At 67.5% G+C, this 19,670-nt stretch carries 18 protein-coding genes; 12 read left to right on the top strand and 6 right to left on the bottom strand.

Annotated elements, in window-relative coordinates; genetic code table 11:
* Positions 1-26 precede the first annotated feature (26 nt).
* Positions 27-851 (top strand): helix-turn-helix domain-containing protein, encoded by an 825-nt coding sequence (locus ACYU8W_RS15270; protein ID WP_499470368.1) that lies wholly within the window; start codon positions 27-29, stop codon positions 849-851.
* Positions 848-1,240 (top strand): VOC family protein, encoded by a 393-nt coding sequence (locus ACYU8W_RS15265; RefSeq protein WP_129624350.1) that lies wholly within the window; start codon positions 848-850, stop codon positions 1,238-1,240. The genes ACYU8W_RS15270 and ACYU8W_RS15265 overlap by 4 nt, the downstream gene beginning before the upstream one ends.
* Here ACYU8W_RS15265 and ACYU8W_RS15260 read toward each other — a convergent pair.
* From ACYU8W_RS15260 to ACYU8W_RS15245, 4 genes are all read right to left on the bottom strand, one after another.
* Positions 1,225-2,019 carry an ABC transporter permease gene (locus tag ACYU8W_RS15260; RefSeq protein ID WP_499470366.1) on the bottom strand — a complete coding sequence of 265 codons (795 nt, stop codon included), beginning with the start codon at positions 2,017-2,019 and terminating at the stop codon, positions 1,225-1,227. The two genes, ACYU8W_RS15265 and ACYU8W_RS15260, sit on opposite strands and share 16 nt — an antisense overlap.
* A gap of 107 nt (positions 2,020-2,126) precedes the next feature.
* A complete protein-coding gene (locus ACYU8W_RS15255) occupies positions 2,127-2,702 on the bottom strand; it encodes a GNAT family N-acetyltransferase (RefSeq protein WP_499470364.1) in 576 nt (191 codons plus the stop codon).
* Positions 2,703-2,785: 83 nt separating this feature from the next.
* Complete coding sequence (locus ACYU8W_RS15250) at positions 2,786-4,660, bottom strand: MDR family MFS transporter (RefSeq protein WP_499470362.1); 1,875 nt, start codon at positions 4,658-4,660, stop codon at positions 2,786-2,788.
* Positions 4,657-5,124 (bottom strand): MarR family winged helix-turn-helix transcriptional regulator, encoded by a 468-nt coding sequence (locus tag ACYU8W_RS15245; protein ID WP_499470360.1) that lies wholly within the window; start codon positions 5,122-5,124, stop codon positions 4,657-4,659. The genes ACYU8W_RS15250 and ACYU8W_RS15245 overlap by 4 nt, the downstream gene beginning before the upstream one ends.
* Before the next feature lie 467 nt (positions 5,125-5,591).
* On the opposite strand from ACYU8W_RS15245, the gene ACYU8W_RS15240 reads away from it, so the two are divergent.
* The gene (locus ACYU8W_RS15240) at positions 5,592-5,771 is read left to right on the top strand and encodes a hypothetical protein (protein ID WP_499470358.1); all 180 of its coding nucleotides are present in this window, start codon (positions 5,592-5,594) and stop codon (positions 5,769-5,771) included.
* Positions 5,772-5,774: 3 nt separating this feature from the next.
* Here the strand turns inward: ACYU8W_RS15240 and ACYU8W_RS15235 are convergent, their stop codons facing one another.
* A complete protein-coding gene (locus ACYU8W_RS15235) occupies positions 5,775-6,614 on the bottom strand; it encodes a maleylpyruvate isomerase family mycothiol-dependent enzyme (protein WP_499470356.1) in 840 nt (279 codons plus the stop codon).
* A gap of 50 nt (positions 6,615-6,664) precedes the next feature.
* Between ACYU8W_RS15235 and ACYU8W_RS15230 the strand changes: the two genes are divergently transcribed.
* The 6 genes from ACYU8W_RS15230 to ACYU8W_RS15205 all read left to right on the top strand — a co-directional run bounded on the left by ACYU8W_RS15230 (position 6,665) and on the right by ACYU8W_RS15205 (position 15,356).
* Positions 6,665-7,369 (top strand): class I SAM-dependent methyltransferase, encoded by a 705-nt coding sequence (locus tag ACYU8W_RS15230; protein WP_499470411.1) that lies wholly within the window; start codon positions 6,665-6,667, stop codon positions 7,367-7,369.
* Complete coding sequence (locus ACYU8W_RS15225) at positions 7,366-9,330, top strand: bifunctional copper resistance protein CopD/cytochrome c oxidase assembly protein (RefSeq protein WP_499470354.1); 1,965 nt, start codon at positions 7,366-7,368, stop codon at positions 9,328-9,330. Before ACYU8W_RS15230 ends, ACYU8W_RS15225 begins: the two co-directional genes overlap by 4 nt.
* Positions 9,330-10,124, top strand: coding sequence for a carbon-nitrogen family hydrolase (locus ACYU8W_RS15220; RefSeq protein WP_499470352.1), 795 nt, complete (start codon positions 9,330-9,332; stop codon positions 10,122-10,124). The genes ACYU8W_RS15225 and ACYU8W_RS15220 overlap by 1 nt, the downstream gene beginning before the upstream one ends.
* Before the next feature lie 87 nt (positions 10,125-10,211).
* Positions 10,212-12,023, top strand: a complete 1,812-nt coding sequence (locus ACYU8W_RS15215) for an NHL domain-containing thioredoxin family protein (RefSeq protein WP_499470350.1) — start codon at positions 10,212-10,214, stop codon at positions 12,021-12,023.
* Between the two features lie 61 nt (positions 12,024-12,084).
* Positions 12,085-14,175: a phosphate acetyltransferase gene (gene pta, locus ACYU8W_RS15210; RefSeq protein WP_499470348.1), complete on the top strand. Its 2,091-nt coding sequence runs from the start codon at positions 12,085-12,087 to the stop codon at positions 14,173-14,175.
* The gene (locus ACYU8W_RS15205; RefSeq protein WP_499470346.1) at positions 14,172-15,356 is read left to right on the top strand and encodes an acetate/propionate family kinase; all 1,185 of its coding nucleotides are present in this window, start codon (positions 14,172-14,174) and stop codon (positions 15,354-15,356) included. Before pta ends, ACYU8W_RS15205 begins: the two co-directional genes overlap by 4 nt.
* 329 nt (positions 15,357-15,685) lie before the next feature.
* Here ACYU8W_RS15205 and ACYU8W_RS15200 read toward each other — a convergent pair whose 3' ends face one another.
* Positions 15,686-17,548: an acyl-CoA dehydrogenase gene (locus tag ACYU8W_RS15200; protein ID WP_499470344.1), complete on the bottom strand. Its 1,863-nt coding sequence runs from the start codon at positions 17,546-17,548 to the stop codon at positions 15,686-15,688.
* A gap of 146 nt (positions 17,549-17,694) precedes the next feature.
* Here ACYU8W_RS15200 and ACYU8W_RS15195 point away from each other — a divergent pair, with 146 nt between their 5' ends.
* From ACYU8W_RS15195 to ACYU8W_RS15185, 3 genes are all read left to right on the top strand, one after another.
* Positions 17,695-18,195, top strand: a complete 501-nt coding sequence (locus ACYU8W_RS15195) for a Fur family transcriptional regulator (RefSeq protein ID WP_499470342.1) — start codon at positions 17,695-17,697, stop codon at positions 18,193-18,195.
* Positions 18,196-18,242: 47 nt separating this feature from the next.
* Positions 18,243-18,776 carry a YbhB/YbcL family Raf kinase inhibitor-like protein gene (locus ACYU8W_RS15190; protein ID WP_499470340.1) on the top strand — a complete coding sequence of 178 codons (534 nt, stop codon included), beginning with the start codon at positions 18,243-18,245 and terminating at the stop codon, positions 18,774-18,776.
* 204 nt (positions 18,777-18,980) lie between these two features.
* The gene (locus ACYU8W_RS15185; protein ID WP_499470338.1) at positions 18,981-19,670 is read left to right on the top strand and encodes a Pr6Pr family membrane protein; all 690 of its coding nucleotides are present in this window, start codon (positions 18,981-18,983) and stop codon (positions 19,668-19,670) included.

The raw sequence follows: 19,670 nt of genomic DNA, 5'->3' as shown, positions 1-19,670 counted from the left end.
TGACCGGTCGGACTACCGTCGTCGACATGCCGTCGTACCCGTGGCGTGTGCCGCCGGAGTTGTCGCAGTTCGTCGAGTCCGTCGAGGGATTCGACTACCGGCTCGACCGCGACGCCGTGCACCACGGGCTGCCCTCGACGACCCTCACCGTGATCATCCAGTTCGACGAAGCGCTGGATTGCGGTTGGGTGGGTGATGCCGCCTCCGATCGTTTCTGGGTGTTGGCGGCCGGACTGCACCAGCGTCCGGCCCTGATCCGCACGCACGGCCGGCAGTGCGGCATCCAGCTGGCGCTCACTCCGTTCGGCGCGCGTGCGCTGCACGGCATGCCGGCGGCGGAACTTGCGGGCGGTCTGGTCCATGCGGACGACGACCTTCCGGCGTTCCCGGCGTCGTTGCACGAGCGGCTCGGTCCACTCACCTGGCCCGAACGGTTCACGGTGCTCGAACGCCACCTGTTCGCCCGGCTCGCTGCGGCGGACTGCGAACCTGCGTGCCCCGAGGTGCGCGAGGGGTGGCGACTGATCATCGCGTCCGGGGGACGGATGCCGATCGAGCGGGTGGCCGACCGTGTCGGGTGGTCGCGACGACACCTGCTCAACCAGTTCCGCAGCGAGTTCGGACTGACTCCCAAACAGGTCGCACGACTGGCGCGATTCGAGCGGGCGCACCGCTTGGCCGAAGGCGGCACCGCGCTTGTCGACGCGGCGTACGCCGCCGGCTACGCCGACCAGGCGCACCTCAACCGGGAATGGCGCCGCCTCGCCGGCCGCACGCCCACGGCGACCCTGGCTGAGTTCCCAAAGGTTCAATCCGAGCCGATGCGTTCCGGGAAAGAATCACGAACATGACCAGACCACAACTGTATTCCTGCCTCCGCTACGCCGACGCCGGCGCTGCGATCGAGTTCCTGACCGCGCTCGGCTTCACCGAGCGCCTCGTAGTGCACGACGACGCCGACCCGAAGGTCGTCCATCACGCCCAGTTCGCCTGGCGCGACAACGGCGGCATCATGTTCGGCACCGACCGCCCGGACGGCATCGGACCCAGGCCGGGCACCGCCTGCGTCAACCTCGTCGTCGAGTCCGACGATCAGGTCGACGCGACGCTGGCCCGCGCCTTGGCCGCGGGTGCGCGACAACTCGACGAAGTGCACGAGCCGCCGTACGGCGGTCGGTCGGTGGCCGTCGCCGATCACGAGGGCAACATCTGGAACATCGACTCCTACCCCGGCGCATGAGTCGCCGCCACCGCGGGGGACGGTCGGAACAACGAACGCAGATCGTCGCGCAGGAGCCGGCCGCGGATGATGAGTTCGTACTGCGCGAGCGCCGTGCAGCTCTGCGCGCACAACACGCCGAGCAGCACGACCACCTGCGCCATCGTGGCGTCCATCGGTGACCCGCCGCCGAGCATCACGCCCAGGAAGGCTCCGGGCAGGGTGACGATGCCGGCGGTCTTCACGCTGTCGATGCCAGGGATCAGCGACTCCTTGATCCGCGGGTGGAGCACCTGCGCGGCCGCGGTCTGCGCGGGCAGGCCGAGCGCGAGGTAGCCCTCGACGATCTCGTGCTGCTCCTCGAGCGCGCGGAAGGAGTTGCGGCCGCCGAGGGTGTGCACCGACATGATGTTGTTCATCACGACGCCGGCGATCGGGATGAGCGCGACCCCCTTGAACGGGATGGTGCCGGAGAACACCGTCACCGCAAGCACCGGCAGCAGCCCGGCGCCCATCGCGAGCGCGGCCATCGGCGCCTGGCGTCGACTGACGCCGACGCGCCCGACACTGGTCAGCACCGCCATCGTGAACATCGCCACGACGACCAACAGCGTTGCCCACAGGTGCGAGATCGCGAACACGATGAGCAGCGCAACCACGACCAACTGGACGATTGAGCGCAGCCCGGCGATCGCGATCGAAGGGGCGAGCCCGGTGCCGGCCCGCCATTCCAGGAGCACGGGGATCGCCAGCAGCAGCACGCAGCACGCGACGAGCGAGATGCCCCAGGTGATGACCACGGGTCGACTTTAGGTGGGATCGCCGACATCGACCTGGGAGGGTTTCGGCTTTGGCGCGGATCCTGAGGCCGCTGTGCTCGCGAAGAATCCGGCTCAACCACCGGGCGCTACCTGACCGGCGGGATCTGTGACCTCGGCGCCCACTCCTGCTCGAGCAGCGCGTACTCCAGCATCGTCGCCCAGCCACCCTTGAACCAGATGCTTTCCACCGTGCGGACCTCACGGCGGAAACCGAGCCGCTCGACGACGCGCACCGACGCCTCGTTCAACTCGTTGATGCGCGCGACGATGCGGTGCAGCCCGAGCCCACCGAACCCGAGGTCGAGCAGGGCCGCGACGGCCTCACCGGCGTACCCGCGTCCGCGGACACCGGGGTGGAAGATGTAGCCGACCTCGCCCGATCGGTCCTTCTCGCTGTGCCATAAGAGCACGACGTCGCCGACCAGGCCGGTGGCGGTCTCCTCGACGCCGAGGCTCACATCGTCGCCCGGTGCGTCGAAAACGCTTCGGCCCCAGGCCGATCCGATACGCCGCTCGACACCATCCCGGTCGAGGACGTCGTACGGCACGTACCGCACGACGTCCGGATCGGACTTGTACTCCAGCATCGCGTCGGTGTCGGCCGACGTGATCGGACGCAGCGCCAGGCGCTCGGTGCGGATCGGATAGTGGGGGTGCAACACCCCTCGATCGTAGGAGCGGGCACGACGAACCGGGCCCCTCCCCGCAGTGGGGGGGGAGGCCCGGTTGTGGTGCGAAGCGTGGCTCAGTCGGCCAGGTGCTTCGGCGTGGTGTGACTCGGCGCTTCGACCTCGACGTCGCCGGACGCGGCGTGCTTGGCCGCCGTGTCGGCATCGTCGTCGATCGTGCTGTCGGTGGCGTCGATGTCACAGGCCGCAGCGTTGACGGCCGGAGCCGTGCCCGCCGGCGCGGTGCCCGGCTCGAGACCGGCGAAGTTGTCGCCCGCCTCGTCGGCCGAGGACGCGCCGCCTTCGGCAGCCTGCTGGCGCATCGCCGCGCCCGCCGACTGCGAGCGCAGCTCGACCTTCGGCATGAGCAGGGTGACCAGGAAGCCGACGAACATGACGGCGGCTGCCGCGATGAAGATCTGCGAGATCGAGTCGGAGAAGCCGACCTTGAACGGGTGGGCGACGACGTCCGACATCTTGCTGATGATCGATGAGTCGTCCTGAACCCTGGCCATGATCGAGGTGTCGCCCTTGAGGACGCCGGCGTTGTACGGGTTCTGCAGCAGGGACGGGTCGGCCTTCGCGGCTTGTTGAATGGCGGGCAGCTCGGCCTTGAAAGCCGAGGAGATTTTCTCGCCGACGGTGCTGAACAGGATCGACAGGAAGATCGCGACACCGAGGGTTCCACCGAGCTGACGGAAGAACGTCGCGGCCGAGGTCGCCACACCGATCTCCTGCGGTGGCACGGCGTTCTGCACGATCAGCGTCAGCGGCTGCATGCAGTTACCGATACCGATGCCGAGCAGGAACATGAACGCCATGACGACAGCGAGGTTGGTGCCGGCGTCGATCGTCCACAGCAGCACCATCGCCAACGTCGCGATCGCGGTACCGATGATCGGGAACGGTCGGATGATCCCGGTGCGGGAGGTGATGATGCCGGACGTCATCGCCATGCTCATCATGCCGACGACCATCGGCAGCATCATCAGACCCGACATCATCGGGGACGCTCCGTGCACGATCTGCATGTACAGGGGCAGCACCATCATCGCGCCGAACATCGCCAGACCGACGATGACGGATGCCACGACCGTGACGCTGACGGCCCTGATTCGGAAGATCCGTAGCGGGATCAGCGCGTCGTCGCCCATCGACCGCTCGATGAAGCAGAACGCGATGACGCCGACGGCACCGATCGCGAAGGCGGCGAGCGCCTTGCCTGAGCCCCAGCCCCACTCGCGGCCCTGTTCGGCGACGGTGAGCAGCGGGACGAGCGCGACGACGAGCGCGGCGGCGCCCCACCAGTCGACGCGGGCCTCGCGGCGCACGTGGTGCAGGTGCAGGGTGCGCGAGACGACCAAGAGTGCGGCGATGCCGATCGGCACGTTGACCAGGAAGACCCAGCGCCATCCGGTGATGCCGGCGATCGAGCTGGTCTGTGCGAACAGTCCGCCGATGACCGGGCCGAGCACCGAGCTAGTGGCGAAGACTGCCATGAAGTAGCCGGTGTACTTTGCGCGCTCACGCGGCGCCACGATGTCGCCGATGATCGCCAGGGCCAAGGTGAACAGGCCACCGGCGCCGACGCCCTGGATGGCACGGAACACGGCGAGCTGGGTCATCGAGTCGGCGAACGCACACGCGAATGAGCCGACGATGAAGACGCTGATTGCGAACAGGAACAGCTTCTTGCGGCCGTACAGGTCGCCGAGCTTGCCGTAGATCGGGGTCGCGATCGTCGAGGTGATGAGGTAGGCGGTGGTGACCCAGGCCTGCATCGACAGGCCGTGCAGTTCGTCACCGATGGTGCGGATGGCGGTGGAGACGATGGTCTGGTCGAGGGCGGCGAGGAACATGCCCATGAGCAGGCCGGTGAGGATCCGCAGGATCTGACTGTGTGTGTAGTCGCCGTCGGACGTTGCCGTCGGCTTCGCGGCGGCGGTGGTCATGCGTCCTGCTTTCCGCAGTGGGTGTTGCGTTCGAGTTCGTGGGTGAGGGCTTGGTCGAACCGTCCGAGATACGCGGTGAAGTCGCGCACCTCGTCGCTGGTCCAGCCGGTGAGCATCGAGCGGAACCACTCGGCTCGGCGGGCGGCGAGTTCGTCGATGATCTGCTCGCCTTCGTCGGTCAGTCGCACCACCTGGGCGCGGCCGTCCTGCGGGTCGGCGACCTTCTCGGCGACACCGGCGGCCACCAGGTGACTGATCTGCCGGCTCACCGTCGAGATGTCCGAGTGCACGCAGGCGGCGATCGCCGAGACGCGCTGATCGCCCTGCTTGAGCGCGATGAGCACCGGGTAGGACGAGACGTCGATGGCCGGGTGCAGCCGGGGGAGGTGGTTGCGCAACGCCGACAGCTTTTTGACGACGTGCACCAGATCGGTGGCGAGTTCGCCGGCGACCTTCGTGCTCACGGACATGGACTTCCTCACAGGTTGTTTGCAGCAAGCAACTTTACACATAGTAGATCGATGCAAACAAGTGACGGGGTGAGGCTCGACACGTGCCGATACGGGGGCCGGGTTGCCCCGACATGAAGCCTTGACTTAGGTTGCCTTACTCGATCGAAGGGCAGGACATGACCGCGACGGCCGACCCGCACGCATCGCTCACCGCCGCGGTGCGCGCGTTCGAGCTGAACACGGCGCTGTCCGATCGACTTCAAGGTCTGCTCGCCCGAACAAGCTGACCGCGTGGACCGAATTCGTGACCTGCCGGGCGTACTCGCGTTCGTTGTGCTGTTCGTCGTGGTGTTCCTGCGTGCCGGCGGCACCTACCTGCTGGGTCGCGCCGCCATGCGAGCAGGACACGCCACGCGGTGGCGGGGCAAACTCAGTGGCCCACGGATGGCGCGCGCCAGGAGTTGTCGTCGCGTTTCGGCGTGTTCGCGGTTCCGTTGTCGTTCTTGACCATCGGCGTCCAGACCGCCGCGAACTTCTCCGCCGGTCTCACTCGGATGCCGGCGCGCAGGTACGTTCCGGCTCTGCTCGTCGGGTGCGTGATCTGGGCGGCGATCTACGCCGGTCTGTTCACCCTCTTGCTCAACCTGTCGGAGCGCTGAATCTCAAGGAGTGACGGCCATCGCATCAAGCACCTGGCGTGCGACGTCCTCGTCGCCCTCGACGTGGTAGCGCAGATCCTCGGTGGCGATCCGGCCCGCGCCGCGTCGGGTGAACTCCTCGGTGGTCATCCGGATCGACGTCACATCGGTGCTCTCGACATGTGAATCGCCGGAGAACAGTTCCTCACCGTACGGCTTGCCGTTCTCGTCCTCGATCACCCGGACGCCCGAGCGCGCGTTCACCGGGCCGGTCGTCTCCACGATCACGGTCGTGCCGATCGGTAATCCGGCCTTCGCAGCCCGGATCGGCAGCGCTGCCATCAGCCGGCCAGTGAACAGAGCGGCCGCTGGGGTGTCGAGATTCCCCGGCCGGTTGAGCGCCTGGCGAATGTCCTGCTCGTGGCACCACATGTCGACGATGCGCAGCGACACCAGGTCGACCGGACGACGCGGCCCGACCGCGGTCTCGACGATCGTTTCGGGGTCGGCGAGCAACTGGTGCAGGGCAGCGACCCGCTGTGGGAACAGTTCCTGCCACTGTGCGACCACCTCGGGTCCGGGTGTTCCGCGACGCGCCTCGACGTGGGCTTCCATGAAGCGTCCGAAGTCGCTGCGCAGCCACTTGTAATCAGGCACCTCGACCTCGGGTGTCGGGCCGCCGTTGAAGATGTCCTCCAGCCCGACAACGTGCGAGAACTGGTCCTTCACCGTCCAGCCGGGGCACTGCGTCGGCTTGGTGAAATCGTCCTCATGGCAGGTGAAACCGAGGTCGAGGATCGCCTGCCCGGTGGCGGAGTAGGCCGCGATGAGCTCGGTCAGTTCGGTGGGGGCAGCCGGATGCATGTTCCCCAGGTTAGGGGTGTGAACCTGCGACGTACCCTGAACGGGTGGGCATGATCTCGAACGACGCGGCGTCGCTGGCGATCCAGTACGACACGACCGACCGACTCGCGACCAGGGCGTCGGTGTGGCGCGACACCCCGGACGGGCGCAACCCGACAAGGGCGGCGCTCGCCGCCGTCGTGGCGGCTGAACCCGCCGACTTCCTCGAGGTCGGTTGCGGTACGGGCGAATTCGCCGCGTCCGTGCGCGACGCACTTCCGAACACTCATGTCGTCGCGACCGACCGTTCTCGAACGATGGCGCTCGCCACCGCTCGACACGGCGTCCTGACCCAGGTCGCCGAGGCCGCGGACCTGCCGTTCGACGACGCGTCCTTCGATGTGGTGTACGCCGGTTGGATGCTCTACCACGTGCCCGATCTGGACGCCGCGCTCAGGCAGGTGCGCCGGGTGCTTCGACCAGGCGGCACCTTCGTCGCGGTCACGAACGGCGATGAGCACCTGGCAGATCTGCTGACGCAGGCCGGGGGAGAGCCGCTCGTCACCGGCTTCAGCACCGAGAACGGGCGGGATGCCTTGAGCCGACACTTCGCGCACATCGACCAGGAGGACTTCGACACTCGTGCGGTGTTCGCCGACCATGTCGCCGCGCAGACGTACCTGGCCACCTTCCGACCCGACCTCGCCGAAGCTCTCCCGGCGTTCGAGGGCGAACGCTCCTGTCGTGGCGCCAGCACCGTGTTCGTCGCCCGATGACCAACCGCGTCCTTACCCCGTTCGCTGCTGCGGTCGCGCTGACCGTCTGCACCGTCGCCGTCCTCGCCGGTGGGGCTGCGAACCCGCTCGAACTCCTCGACCCCGGCCCGTTGGTGCGATGGGGGCTGCCGCTCACCCGCACCGTTCACGACCTTGCCGCCGCGCTCACCATCGGTGCCCTGTTGCTCGGCGGCCTCCTTGTGCCGGAGACCACGAGTTCACGCCGGCGGGTCATCGCCGGGCGGGTCGCGGCCTGGAGTGCACTGGCCTGGGGTCTGGCCGGCGTCGCCCGTGCCGTGCTGGCGTACGGCGACGCTGCAGGTGTCCCGGTCGGCTCCGAGGGATTCTGGACGGGCGCCTGGAAGTTCACCTGGGATCTCGAGGTGCTGCGCGCCCCGGCAATCACCGCCGTCGGTGCCCTGTCGATCAGCGCCTGGTGCTTCCTCAATCCCCGCCGCAACGGACTCGCATGGGCCTTCTTCGGTGCTCTCCTCGCGCTGTGGCCGCTCGCGCTCTCCGGCCACGCCGCCGGTAGCGCCGACCACGAGACCGGCGTCGACTCGCTCGCCGTCCACCTGCTGTCGGTGACGATCTGGGTCGGCGGGATCACCGCGATCGCGGCGATGTGGAACACCCTCGGCAAATCAGCAAGCGTCGTTCTGCAACGGTTCTCGACCATCGCACTGTGGTGCTACGTCGGCGTCGCCGGGTCGGGGGTCCTGGCTGCACTCCTGCGGCTGCGCTCGCTGTCCGATCTCGGCAGTGCGTATGGCGTCCTGCTCCTGCTCAAGGTGGGTGCGCTGGTCGCACTCGGCGTCATCGGTGCCCGCCAGCGCTCAGCGGTCGTCGAGCGGCTGAAGAAGGACCCGCAGGACAAACCGGCCCGCTCGCTCGCCGTCCGGCTGGCGTCGGTCGAGGTGGTCATCATGGCCGTCGCGATCGGGTTGGCGACAGCGCTCGCCCGTACTGCACCGCCGGTGGTCGAGCAGGAGTCCGCCGACCCCGTCGTCGCGCTGACCGGCTACCCGGCACCGCCGCAGATCAGCGCCGCGGAGATCTTCGGATCGTGGCGCACGCAGTGGCTGTTCACCTCGGTCGCCGTCGTCGCCGTCCTCGTCTACCTGCGCTGGGTGCGCCGCCTGCAGCAGCGCGGCGACAAGTGGCCGATCGACCGCACGATCTCCTGGTGTTTCGGCTGGGCGCTGTTCGTGTTCATGATCAGCGGCGGGCCCGGCATCTACGGACGCGTGATGTTCTCGGCACACATGGCCGAACACATGATGCTGTCGATGGTCGTGCCGATCTTCCTGGTGCGCGGAGCCGGCGTCACGCTCGCACTGCGTGCGCTGCCCAAGCGCAAGGACAAGACCCTCGGCCCGCGTGAACTGCTGCTCGCCTCGGTGCACTCCCGGGTGCTCAACGTCGTCGCAAACCCGGCCATCATCGCAACGATCGTTCTCGGCACGCTGATTCTCTTCTATTACACCGGCTGGTTCGAGTTCGCGCTCACCACCCACACCGGGCACCTGACGATGATCATCCACTTCGTGCTGTCCGGTTACCTGTTCGCGTGGTCGCTGGTGGGCATCGACCCCGGGCCACGTAAGTGGCCGGCGCCGATCCGGTTGCTCGTCCTGTTGGTCACCGTCGCCTTCCACGCCTTCTTCGGCGTGGCCTTGATGACCGGCACCGACCTGCTCGCCGGCGACTTCTTCACCCGGGTCGGACTGTCCTACGTGCCCGACCCGCTGCTGGACCAGCAGCGCGCGGGTACCGTCGCCTGGGGTGTCGGTGAGGTGCCGACGCTGTTGTTGACGATGCTCATCGCGTTCGAGTGGTACCGCACCGACAGTCGGGACGCCGAGCGTCAGGAGCGCAAGGCCGAGCGGGACGGCGACTGCGACCTGAACGCGTACAACGACTACCTGGCCGGCCTGGGCCGGGGCCGAGGAGGCAGCTGATGAAGGTCGCGCTGATCCAGTTGGCGTACGACGACAATGAGCCGATCGCCGAGCGGATCGATCGCGTGGTCGACCTCGTCGAGCAGCAGCGCGGACACGATCTGGTCATGCTGCCCGAACTCTGGTCGGCCGGCGGCTTCGACTACCGGGCGTGGTCAGGCGCAGCCCAGGCGACGGACGGCGTTGTCGCACAAAGGCTCTCGGATGCAGCGCGCTCGATCGGCGCGTACCTGCACGGGGGGTCCATCGTCGAGCGTCCGGCGGACGGCTCCACCGGTGCCGAGGGCAAAGACCTGTGGAACACGTCGCTGATCTTCGGCCGCGACGGGCGAGCCCTCGCGACCTACCGCAAGATCCACCGCTTCGGGTTCGCCGGCGGCGAGCCGAAGCTGATGGAGGCGGGAGAGGACCTGGTGACCGTGGAGATCGACGGCACCAGGGCCGGCCTCAGCACCTGCTACGACCTGCGCTTCCCCGAGCTGTACCGGCAGTACGGCGACCGCGACGTCGAACTGTCGTTGATTCCGGCGGCGTGGCCGATGGCGCGGGTCGAGCATTGGCGAGTCCTGTTGCGCGCCAGGGCGATCGAGAACCAAACCTTCGTGCTGGCCTGCAACACAGCGGGCACCCACGCCGAGACCGAGATGGGCGGACACTCCGCAGTCATCGACCCCAACGGCGTTGTGCTGGCCGAAGCGGGGGAGGGTGAAGAGGTGCTCCGAGCAGAGATCGACCCCTCGCTCGTCGCCCAGCAGCGCGAGTCCTTCCCGGTTCTGCGGGACCGTCGCCTGTGAGCAGTCGCGCGGCCAGCCCGTCGCCATGCTGATCGACCGCCTGCGGGCCGGCCACGTCCTGAGTGCTCTCGGTGCGAGACTGGCGACATGGTCGACCGGTTGCGTGCCCCTGAACTTCGAGGCCGGCGGTGGCTGAACACCGGCGGCGAGGAACTCTCTCTCGTCGGTCTGCGCGGCCGGATCGTCGTTCTGGACTTCTGGACCTTCTGTTGCGTGAACTGCCTGCACGTCCTGGACGAACTGCGTCCGCTCGAGCAGGAGTTCGCCGACTCGCTGGTGATCATCGGCGTGCACTCGCCCAAGTTCGAACACGAAGGGCGACCTGAAGCCGTCGAGGCCGCCGTCGAGCGGTACGCCGTCCATCACCCGGTGCTCGATGATCCCGACCTGGTGACGTGGGATGCGTACACGGCTCGTGCCTGGCCGACGCTGGTCGTCATCGACCCGGAGGGCTACATCGTCGGACAGATGTCGGGTGAGGGTCATGGACCGGGCATCGCCTCGCTGGTCCGTGAACTGATCAGCGAGCACAGCGTGAGGGGCACTCTGCGGCGAGGAGATTCACCGTACGTCCCGCCGAGCTCGGACTCGACGCAGTTCAGGTTCCCGGGGAAGGCCGTCCCGCTGGGCGACGGCGGCTTCGTCGTCAGCGACACCGCGCACCACCAGATCGTGCTCCTGGAATCGGACCTGCGGACCGAACGGGCACGATTCGGTGGGCCGGAGGTCTTCGAAGAACCGCAGGGCGTCTGTGTGCTCCCATCGGACGCGGCCGAACGGCTCGGCTACGACCTGCTGGTCGCGGACACGGTGAACCACCGAATTGCCTCGATCCGGTTGTCCGACGGGCGGATTCGCACTGAGGCGGGTACGGGTGAGCAGCTGCGTGAGCGTTCCGGAGGCGGTGCTGCGCACAAGCAGCCGCTGTCCTCGCCGTGGGACATCGTCTGGTGGCTCGACCGCGCGGTGATCGCGATGGCCGGTACCCATCAGCTGTGGGCGTTGCACCTCGCTACCGAACCTGAGAACAACACGGTCGCGGTCCTGGCCGGGACGAGCGCCGAAGGCCTGCGTGACGGTGCGGCGGACGAAGCGTGGCTCGCGCAACCGTCCGGCCTGGCTGTGAGTGCATCCGGCGACCGGGTCTGGATCGCCGACTCCGAGACGTCTGCGCTGCGTTCGATCGTGGTCGACGACAACGGTTTCCGTCTCGAGACGCACATCGGGGAGGGTCTGTTCGACTTCGGGTTCGTGGACGGTGTTCGTTCGCAGGCGCGCATGCAACACCCGCTCGGCGTCGCCGAGGCGGCGGACGGCACCGTGCTGGTCGCCGATACCTACAACGGCGCGATCCGCCGGTTCGACCCTGTGACGCAGGTGCTGAGCACGGCGCTCACCGGGCTGAGCGAACCCAGCGACGTGCTGCCTCTGGACGACGGTCTGATCGTCGTCGAGTCGTCGGCCCATCGCGTCGATCGGATGCGTCTGCCGGCAACCGCTGCGGCCGAGGGCGGCGCCGGACGAGTGCGTCGGTCTGCGACGCAGATCGCGCCAGGCGCAGTCGAACTCGTCGTGCATTTCGAGCCGTCGGCCGGGCAGAAACTGGACGACCGGTACGGCGATCCGACGATGCTGATGGTGTCCTCGACCCCGGATTCGCTGATCCGGTCCGGCGGTGGTCGGGCAACCGGTCTCGCCCGTGCGCTCGATCTCGACAGTTCCGTCGGGGACGGTGTGCTGCACATCAGCGTGCGCGCCGCGGCGTGCGACGCATCCGGGCCCGACGGGGAGGTGCCCGAGCACGCCGCCTGTCACCTGTACCAACAGGACTGGGGTATTCCGGTGCGGTTGGAGGCCGGTGCGGACGCGGTGCTCGACCTGCACCTGCGCGGGGTCTGATCGTGACTTCGAACGCTCGCCAGGTCGGACGGGATGACAGCACGCACATAGACTCAGGGGCATGGCTCGAAGCGTCTTCGTGACCTCCGCCGAGGGACAGGCAGGCAAGTCCACCGTCGCCCTCGGACTCCTTCAATTGCTGGCCCGCGAGGCCGGCTCGGTCGGGATCTTCCGACCCGTGACCGCGACCCTCGGCGAGCGTGACCCGATCGTCGAACTGATGCTCACCCAGGCCGGTGGCCACCAGTCCTACGAGTCGGCCATCGGCGTCGGGTACGAGGAGACGCACGGCGATGAGGAGGAGGCGCTGACCCGGATCGTCGAACGCTTTCACGCTCTCGGCGCCGAGCATGACGTCGTTCTCGTGCTGGGTAGCGACTTCCACGACGTGTCCCCGGGAGCGGAGGCGTCGTTCAACGCGATGATCGCCGCGAATCTGGGCACACCGGTCGTGCTGGTGGTGCCGGCGTTCGCCCGGTCGGCGGTCGATGTCGTGACTGCCGCCGAACTCGCCGTCGAGGAACTGCGCACGCGGCACGCCAATCCCGTTGCGGTCGTGGTCAACCGGGCCGACGATGCACGTGCGGGCGACATCCGCACCCGCTTCGAGACGTCCAAGCGGCTGCACGGCTTGGCACTCGCCGGCATCCTGCCGGAGAACCCCCTGCTGGACGCCCCGACCGTCGGCGACCTCATGAAGGCGTGTCGCGGCGACCTCGTCCAGGGCAACTCGGAGTGGCTGCACCGCGAGGCCCAGGGCTTCCTCGTGGCCGCGATGTCGATGCCGAACGTGCTCACCAGGCTCGTCGACGACGTCACCGTCATCGCTCCCGGCGACCGCTACGACATCCTTCCCGGCCTCGTCCTGGCCCACCAGTCGGGCACGTTCCCGGCTCTGTCGTCGATCGTTCTCACCGGCGGATACACGCCCCCGTCCAGCGTCATCCAGTTGATCGAGGGTGCGCACCTCGAACTCCCGATCATCGTCACCGAACTCGACACCTTCGAGACGACCGCGGTGCTGTCGCGGGTGACGGGGCGCATGCGTCCCGAAGCGAAGGCGAAGGTCGAGGCGGCCCTGCGTAACTTCGCCGATCACGCCGACGCGCAGACGCTGCTGGACTGCATGAAGCTGGGCACCAGCGCAGCCGTCACCCCCTTGATGTTCGGCCACCGGCTGATGGATCGCGCACGCGCGCAGCGCATGCACATCGTGTTGCCGGAGGGAGACGATCCCCGCGTTCTCGAAGCGGCGGACGCGGTATTGCGGCGTGGCATCGCCGACCTGACGATCCTCGGCGACGAGCTGAAGATTCGCTCGCTCGCATCGTCCATCGGTGCCGATCTCAGCGGCGCGAACCTGTTGTCCCCCAACGACCCTCGCCTGGTCGAGGAGTTCGCCACCGAGTACGCGCGGCTGCGGGCGCACAAGAACATCTCGATCGAGCAGGCTCGCGAGACGGTGACGGACGTGTCTTACTTCGGCACCATGATGGTGCACCTCGGCAAGGCCGACGGCATGGTCAGCGGCGCCGCGCACACGACGGCACACACCATCAAGCCGTCCTTCGAGATCATCAAGACGGTGCCGGGCACGAACGTCGTCTCCAGTGTGTTCCTGATGTGCCTTGCCGACGAGGTGCTGGTCTACGGCGACTGCGCAGTCAATCCCGACCCGACCGCCGAACAGCTCGCCGACATCGCGATCTCCTCCGCACGCACCGCACAACAGTTCGACATCGCGCCGCGCGTGGCGATGCTGTCGTACAGCACCGGAAGCTCCGGTCACGGCGCCGACGTGGACAAGGTGCGGCAGGCGACCGCGCTGGTCCACGAGCGTGAACCCGAGCTGCTGGTCGAGGGCCCGATCCAGTACGACGCGGCGGTCGAGCCCTCCGTCGCGAAGTCGAAGATGCCCGACTCCCCGGTCGCCGGTCAGGCCAGCGTGCTGATCTTCCCCGACCTCAATACCGGCAACAACACCTACAAGGCTGTCCAACGCAGCGCCGGTGCGATCGCGATCGGTCCGGTGTTGCAGGGCCTGAACAAGCCGGTCAACGACCTGTCCCGCGGCGCGCTGGTCGACGACATCATCAACACGGTGGCGATCACCGCCATCCAGGCACAGTCACTGCAGCAGGGGATCTCATGAGCAACGTTCTCGTCGTCAACGCCGGCTCGTCGTCGCTGAAGTACCAACTGGTCGACCCCGAGACCGGCGAGGCGTCGGCGAAGGGACTCATCGAGCGGGTCGGTACCGACAAGGGACATCTCAAGCACGAATCCGGTGACCGCAAGGACGAGCGGGACGTCGAGGTGCCCGACCATTCGGCTGCGGTGACGGTCATGCAGGACGCGATGGAACGGGGTGGCACACCGCTCACCCCCGACTCGGTGATCGCGGTCGGTCACCGCGTCGTCCACGGTGGACGCAACTTCACCGAACCGACGCTCATCGACGACGGCGTGGAGTCCGAGATCGATCGTGTCGCAGTACTTGCTCCGCTGCACAACCCCGCGGGACTGGCCGGAATCCGCAGTGCCCGCAAGGCTTTTCCCGACCTGCCGCACGTCGCAGTGTTCGACACGGCCTTCTTCTCCGAATTGCCCGCCGCCGCCGCGACGTACGCCATCGACCGTGATCTCGCGCGTGAGCACGCGATTCGCCGGTACGGCTTCCACGGCACCTCGCACGAATACGTCTCGCAGCAGGTGTCCTCGCTGCTGGGTCGCGACGACCTGAAACAGATCGTGTTGCACCTGGGTAATGGTGCGAGCATCTCGGCGGTCGATTCCGGCCGTGCCGTCGAGACCTCGATGGGTCTGACCCCCCTGGAGGGTCTTGTGATGGGTACCCGAAGTGGTGACCTCGACCCGGGAATCCTGTTGCACCTCAGTCGCGTTGCAGACCTTGACGCACAGGGGCTCGACGACCTGCTGAACAAGAAGTCCGGTATCTACGGCCTCGGCGGTCACCGCGACTTCCGCGACCTGAAGCAGGCGAAGGACGACGGGGACGAGGCCGCGACGCTGGCGTTCGACGTCTACGTCCACCGTCTGGTGAAGTACGTGGGTGCCTACGCCGCGGTGCTCGGTGGCCTGGACGCCATCACCTTCACCGCCGGTGTCGGTGAGAACTCGCCCACGATCAGGGCTGCTGTGCTGGAGCGACTCGGCTTCCTCGGAGTGCGTCTGGACGAGCAGAAGAACAGTTCACATGATGGTGGCGCCCGCAGGATCGATGACGGCGCCGGTCGAGTCGCGGTTCTGGTGGTGCCCACGAACGAGGAATGGGCCATCGCACGACACGCAGCCGAGGTCGCCGTCCGCTGACCGAACTCACACCTACTCGCCCGGACTCACAGCTGTTACGTGCGCGGCGCGAAACGTCGACTTGTTTCGAGCCGAGCGCGCAACAGTTGCGCACTCGGCGTCGGGGTCGCGTCGATGAGCAGAAGCCGTCGCCCCAAAAACAGCGCTGGCCGCGACGGGCTATCCGACGTCGCGACCAGCGGTGTCAGATGAACCTATCCCACGCCGCCACGAAACGGGTGCACGACGCCGACCGTGTTGATAGTGAAAATACCGAGAACAACGGTGGCCGACCCATCGAAGGGGTCAGCCACCGTTGACGTGCAGAGGTACTCAGCTCGCGATCGGGCTCAGAACGCTTCTTCCGGCAGTTCCATCAGCGACAGGTCGGTTGCTTCCAGCATGGCCTTGTCCGCGCTCAAACGTGGCAGCACGTTGGCCGCGAAGAACTTCGCCGCCGCCACCTTGCCCGTGTAGAACGCCTCGTCCTTGCCGGCGTCCCCGGCGTCCAGACGGGCCTGTGCGACCTCGGCCTGGCGCAGCAGCAGCCAGCCGATGACGAGGTCACCGGCAGCGAGCAGGAAGCGGGTGGTGTTGAGGCCGACCTTGTAAATCGACTTCGGGTCGCCGTCCTCACTCATCGAACCCATCGCGGTCATGGCGAGGTTCTCGACCATGCCCTGGACGTCCTCGATCGCCTTGCCGAGGTGGTCACGCTCACCTCGCAGCTTGTCGTCGCCCGCGCCGCCCTTGGCGGTCTGCAGCATCTGCTCGGCCAGTGCGCCGAGAGCGACGAACTGGTCCTTGAGGATCTTGCGGAACAGGAAGTCCTGACCCTGGATGGCCGTCGTGCCCTCGTACAGCGTGTCGATCTTCGCGTCGCGGATGTACTGCTCGATCGGGTACTCCTGCAGGAAGCCCGAGCCGCCGAACGTCTGCAGCGATTCGGTGCCCAGCAGCACCCACGCACGCTCCGAACCGACACCCTTGACGATCGGCAGCAGCAGGTCGTTGAGACGCGCGGCCATCTGCGCCGGGGTACCGTCCGCCGGGATCTCGCTGCCGGTGGCCAGGAACTCCTGGTCGACGATGTCCTGCTGGGTCGCGGTGAACAGCACCAGCGCCCGCAGACCCTCCGCGTACGCCTTCTGAAGCATCAGCGAGCGGCGGACGTCGGGGTGGTGGGTGATGGTGACGCGTGGGGCGTCCTTCTGCGGCGTGGTCATGTCGGCGCCCTGGACACGCTGCTTGGCGTAATCGAGCGCGTTGAGGTAGCCGGTCGACAAGGTGGCGATCGCCTTGGTGCCCACCAGCATTCGCGCGTGCTCGATGACACGGAACATCTGCGCGATGCCGTCGTGCTCGTCGCCCAGCAGGGTGCCGACGGCGGGTGCGCCGTCGCCGAAGGTGAGCTCGCAGGTGGTCGACACCTTCAGGCCCATTTTCTTCTCGACGTTGGTCGTGTAGACACCGTTGCGCTCGCCGAGCTCACCGGTCTCCAGGTCGACCTGGTACTTCGGGACGATGAACAGCGACAGTCCCTTGGTGCCCGGGCCGTGACCCTCGGGGCGCGCGAGCACGAAGTGGATGACGTTGTCGGTCATGTCGGACTCGCCGGAGGTGATGAAGCGCTTCACGCCGGTGATGTGCCAGGTGCCGTCGTCCTGCTGCACGGCCTTGGCGCGCCCGGCACCGACGTCCGAACCGGCGTCCGGCTCGGTGAGCACCATCGTGCAGTGCCAGCCCTTTTCGACGATGTGAGCGGCGAGCTTCTTCTGCTCGTCGGTACCGAGCAGGTACAGCAGCTTGCCGAAGGCGTAGCTGGCGGCGAACATCGCGATGGCGGGGTTCGATCCCAGCACCATCTCGTTCATCGCCCACTTCAGGCTCGGCGGAGCGACGGTGCCGCCCAGTTCCTCGTTCACGTCGACGCTCCAGAAACCGGAGTCCTGGTAGGTCTTGTAGCTCTTGGCGAACGACTCGGGCATGGTGACCGACTTGGTCTCCGGGTCGTAGACCGGCGGGTTGCGGTCGGCGTCCACGAACGACGAGGCCAGGTCGGTCTCGGCCAGGCGAGCGACCTCCTTGATCATCTCGCGGGCGGTGTCGGCGTCGAGGTCGGCGTACGGTCCGGTGCCGAGCACCTCATCGCGACCGAGCACCTCGAAGAGGTTGAACTCGATGTCGCGGACGTTGCTCTTGTAGTGCGTCAACGTGTGGCTCCTGTTCAAGCGCAGCGCTTGCCATCGCGCTAGTTACTGGGCAGTAATGTCATTGTGCTACCCGCCAGTAACGAATGACAACCGGGGGGTCCGGTAATTCCTGGTGTGTCCCGCACGGCGGCTGACACCATGGGCTCATGCAGTCGCAACCCGCTACTCAGGTCGACGCCGCGGTCGCGGCCGTGCGAGCTCAGGGCGAACGCATCACAACGGCCCGGCGCGCGGTCCTGGAGGCGCTCGCCGACCGGCCGCACATGGACGCGGACGCCGTCGCCGGACGCGTCGGGGAACGGCATCCCGGCGTCCACCGCGCCACGATCTATCGCTGTCTGCAGTCGCTCGTCGACCTCGGAGTCATCGCGCACACCCACGTGCCCGACTCGGCGACGATCTACCACCTGGCGGTCTCCGGCCACAGCCACTCGCACCTGCAGTGCGTCGGCTGTCAGCGGATGTTCGACGTCCCGGTCGATTGGCTCGCCGAGCTCAGCGCTCGCGCCGACCGCGAACTCGGCTTCGCGCTCGACGCCGGACACGCTGCGCTGCTCGGCCGCTGTGCCGACTGCCGCGAGCCCGGCCCGCCGAGTGGCCGGGCTGTGAACGAGCGTCCGGGGTATGGCCCGGCCACCAATTCATAGCCCGGCCACTCGGCGTCGGGACGGGTGCGTGCGGCACAGTGGGGGACATGAGTTCCCTCGAGCGCAAGCAGCCCCCGAACCCCTACGAATTCCTTCCCACGCTGCCCTCCTTCGAGGTCCGCAGCGACGACATGACCGACGGTCAGCCGCTCAAGGCCGACCAGGTGCAGGCGCAGGGCGACACCTCGCCGCAGCTGTCCTGGTCCGGAGCCCCTGAGGGCACCAAGTCGTACGTCGTCACCTGCTTCGACCCGGACGCCCCGACCCCTTCCGGCTACTGGCACTGGGTGCTCGTCGATGTGCCCGCCGACGTCACCTCGCTCGACACGGGCGCCGGCGCGGAGGGCGCGTCGCTGCCCGGCGCGGCATTCATGCTTAAGAACGACGGCGGCACCGTCGCGTACGCCGGGGCGGCACCGCCCGAGGGCGACGTCTTCCCGCACCGCTACTACTTCGCCGTCCACGCGGTGGGCGAGGAGTCGCTGGGCATCGACGCGGACGCGTCCCCGGCGGTCTGCTCGTTCAACCTGGCTTTCAAGGCGATCGGCCGCGGCTACATCCACGGCACCTACCGGGCCTGAGCCACCCACTGGTCACCGATCGGCCACCCGCCCGCGAATGGGGTGGGTGGCCGATCCGCTTCAGACCCGGGACGCCAGGATCGCGTTCCGGCGCGCCAACCGGCGCTCGCGCCTGATCTGCGCCTCGCGGGGGTTCTCCTCCAGCACGGTGAGGATCAGTTTGATCCCGAACTTCAGGTGACATCCGGCCTAGCATTGCCGTTCATGGCCTCATCCCTGTCTGTTCGTCGCGCTCACGCGGTGGTGGCGATCGTCTCCTGGTTGTCGGTGCTGCTCGTCGCGATCGTCTCGGCCGCGGACGGTTTCGCCGCACGCGCGGTGGTCGAAGGCAACCTGTTCGGCACGCACACGTCCGGAATCGCCGGAGCGCCCGGCCGGATCGGCGACACCTTCAGCTACTTCACCGTCTGGTCGAATGTCGTTGTCGCGGTTGCCTTCACGCTGCTCGCGCTGCGGCCCGGTGCCGACTCGTTGCTGCACCGGGTGTTGCTGCTGGACGCGCTGCTGATGATCACGATCACGACCATCGTCTACTGGGCGATGCTCGCGGCGAACGACACTTGGCAGGGCTGGTCGGTGATCACCAGCCCGCTGCAGCACCTCGTGGTCGGTGTTCTCGCCGTCGGCGTCTGGGCGACCTACGGCCCGCGCGGTTGGTTGAGCTTCCGGCTGCTGCCGTGGGCGTTGGTCGTCCCGTTGATCTGGATCGTGTGGACGCTGTTGCGCGGACGGGTGATCGACGCCTACCCGTACGACTTCACCGATGTCTCGACTCTCGGATACGCCCGGGTGGCAGCCACTCTCGCGGCGATCCTGGCGATCGGCCTTCTCATCGCGGCGATCTACTGCCGTATCGATCGGGCCCTCGAACGTAGATCTCCGAAGCGCGCATAA

It is taken from the genome of Yimella radicis (assembly GCF_054778255.1).
This window is presented reverse-complemented; position numbering and strand designations above follow the sequence as displayed.

What these genes read in the sequence shown, in the direction of transcription:
- ACYU8W_RS15270 (WP_499470368.1), top strand. Translation starts at nt 27, where the DNA reads ATGCCGTCGTACCCGTGGCGTGTGCCGCCGGAGTTGTCGCAGTTCGTC.
- ACYU8W_RS15265 (WP_129624350.1), top strand. Translation starts at nt 848, where the DNA reads ATGACCAGACCACAACTGTATTCCTGCCTCCGCTACGCCGACGCCGGC.
- ACYU8W_RS15250 (WP_499470362.1), bottom strand. Translation starts at nt 4,660, where the DNA reads ATGACCACCGCCGCCGCGAAGCCGACGGCAACGTCCGACGGCGACTAC.
- ACYU8W_RS15235 (WP_499470356.1), bottom strand. Translation starts at nt 6,614, where the DNA reads ATGCATCCGGCTGCCCCCACCGAACTGACCGAGCTCATCGCGGCCTAC.
- ACYU8W_RS15230 (WP_499470411.1), top strand. Translation starts at nt 6,665, where the DNA reads ATGATCTCGAACGACGCGGCGTCGCTGGCGATCCAGTACGACACGACC.
- ACYU8W_RS15225 (WP_499470354.1), top strand. Translation starts at nt 7,366, where the DNA reads ATGACCAACCGCGTCCTTACCCCGTTCGCTGCTGCGGTCGCGCTGACC.
- ACYU8W_RS15220 (WP_499470352.1), top strand. Translation starts at nt 9,330, where the DNA reads ATGAAGGTCGCGCTGATCCAGTTGGCGTACGACGACAATGAGCCGATC.
- ACYU8W_RS15215 (WP_499470350.1), top strand. Translation starts at nt 10,212, where the DNA reads ATGGTCGACCGGTTGCGTGCCCCTGAACTTCGAGGCCGGCGGTGGCTG.
- pta (WP_499470348.1), top strand. Translation starts at nt 12,085, where the DNA reads ATGGCTCGAAGCGTCTTCGTGACCTCCGCCGAGGGACAGGCAGGCAAG.
- ACYU8W_RS15205 (WP_499470346.1), top strand. Translation starts at nt 14,172, where the DNA reads ATGAGCAACGTTCTCGTCGTCAACGCCGGCTCGTCGTCGCTGAAGTAC.
- ACYU8W_RS15195 (WP_499470342.1), top strand. Translation starts at nt 17,695, where the DNA reads ATGCAGTCGCAACCCGCTACTCAGGTCGACGCCGCGGTCGCGGCCGTG.
- ACYU8W_RS15190 (WP_499470340.1), top strand. Translation starts at nt 18,243, where the DNA reads ATGAGTTCCCTCGAGCGCAAGCAGCCCCCGAACCCCTACGAATTCCTT.
- ACYU8W_RS15185 (WP_499470338.1), top strand. Translation starts at nt 18,981, where the DNA reads ATGGCCTCATCCCTGTCTGTTCGTCGCGCTCACGCGGTGGTGGCGATC.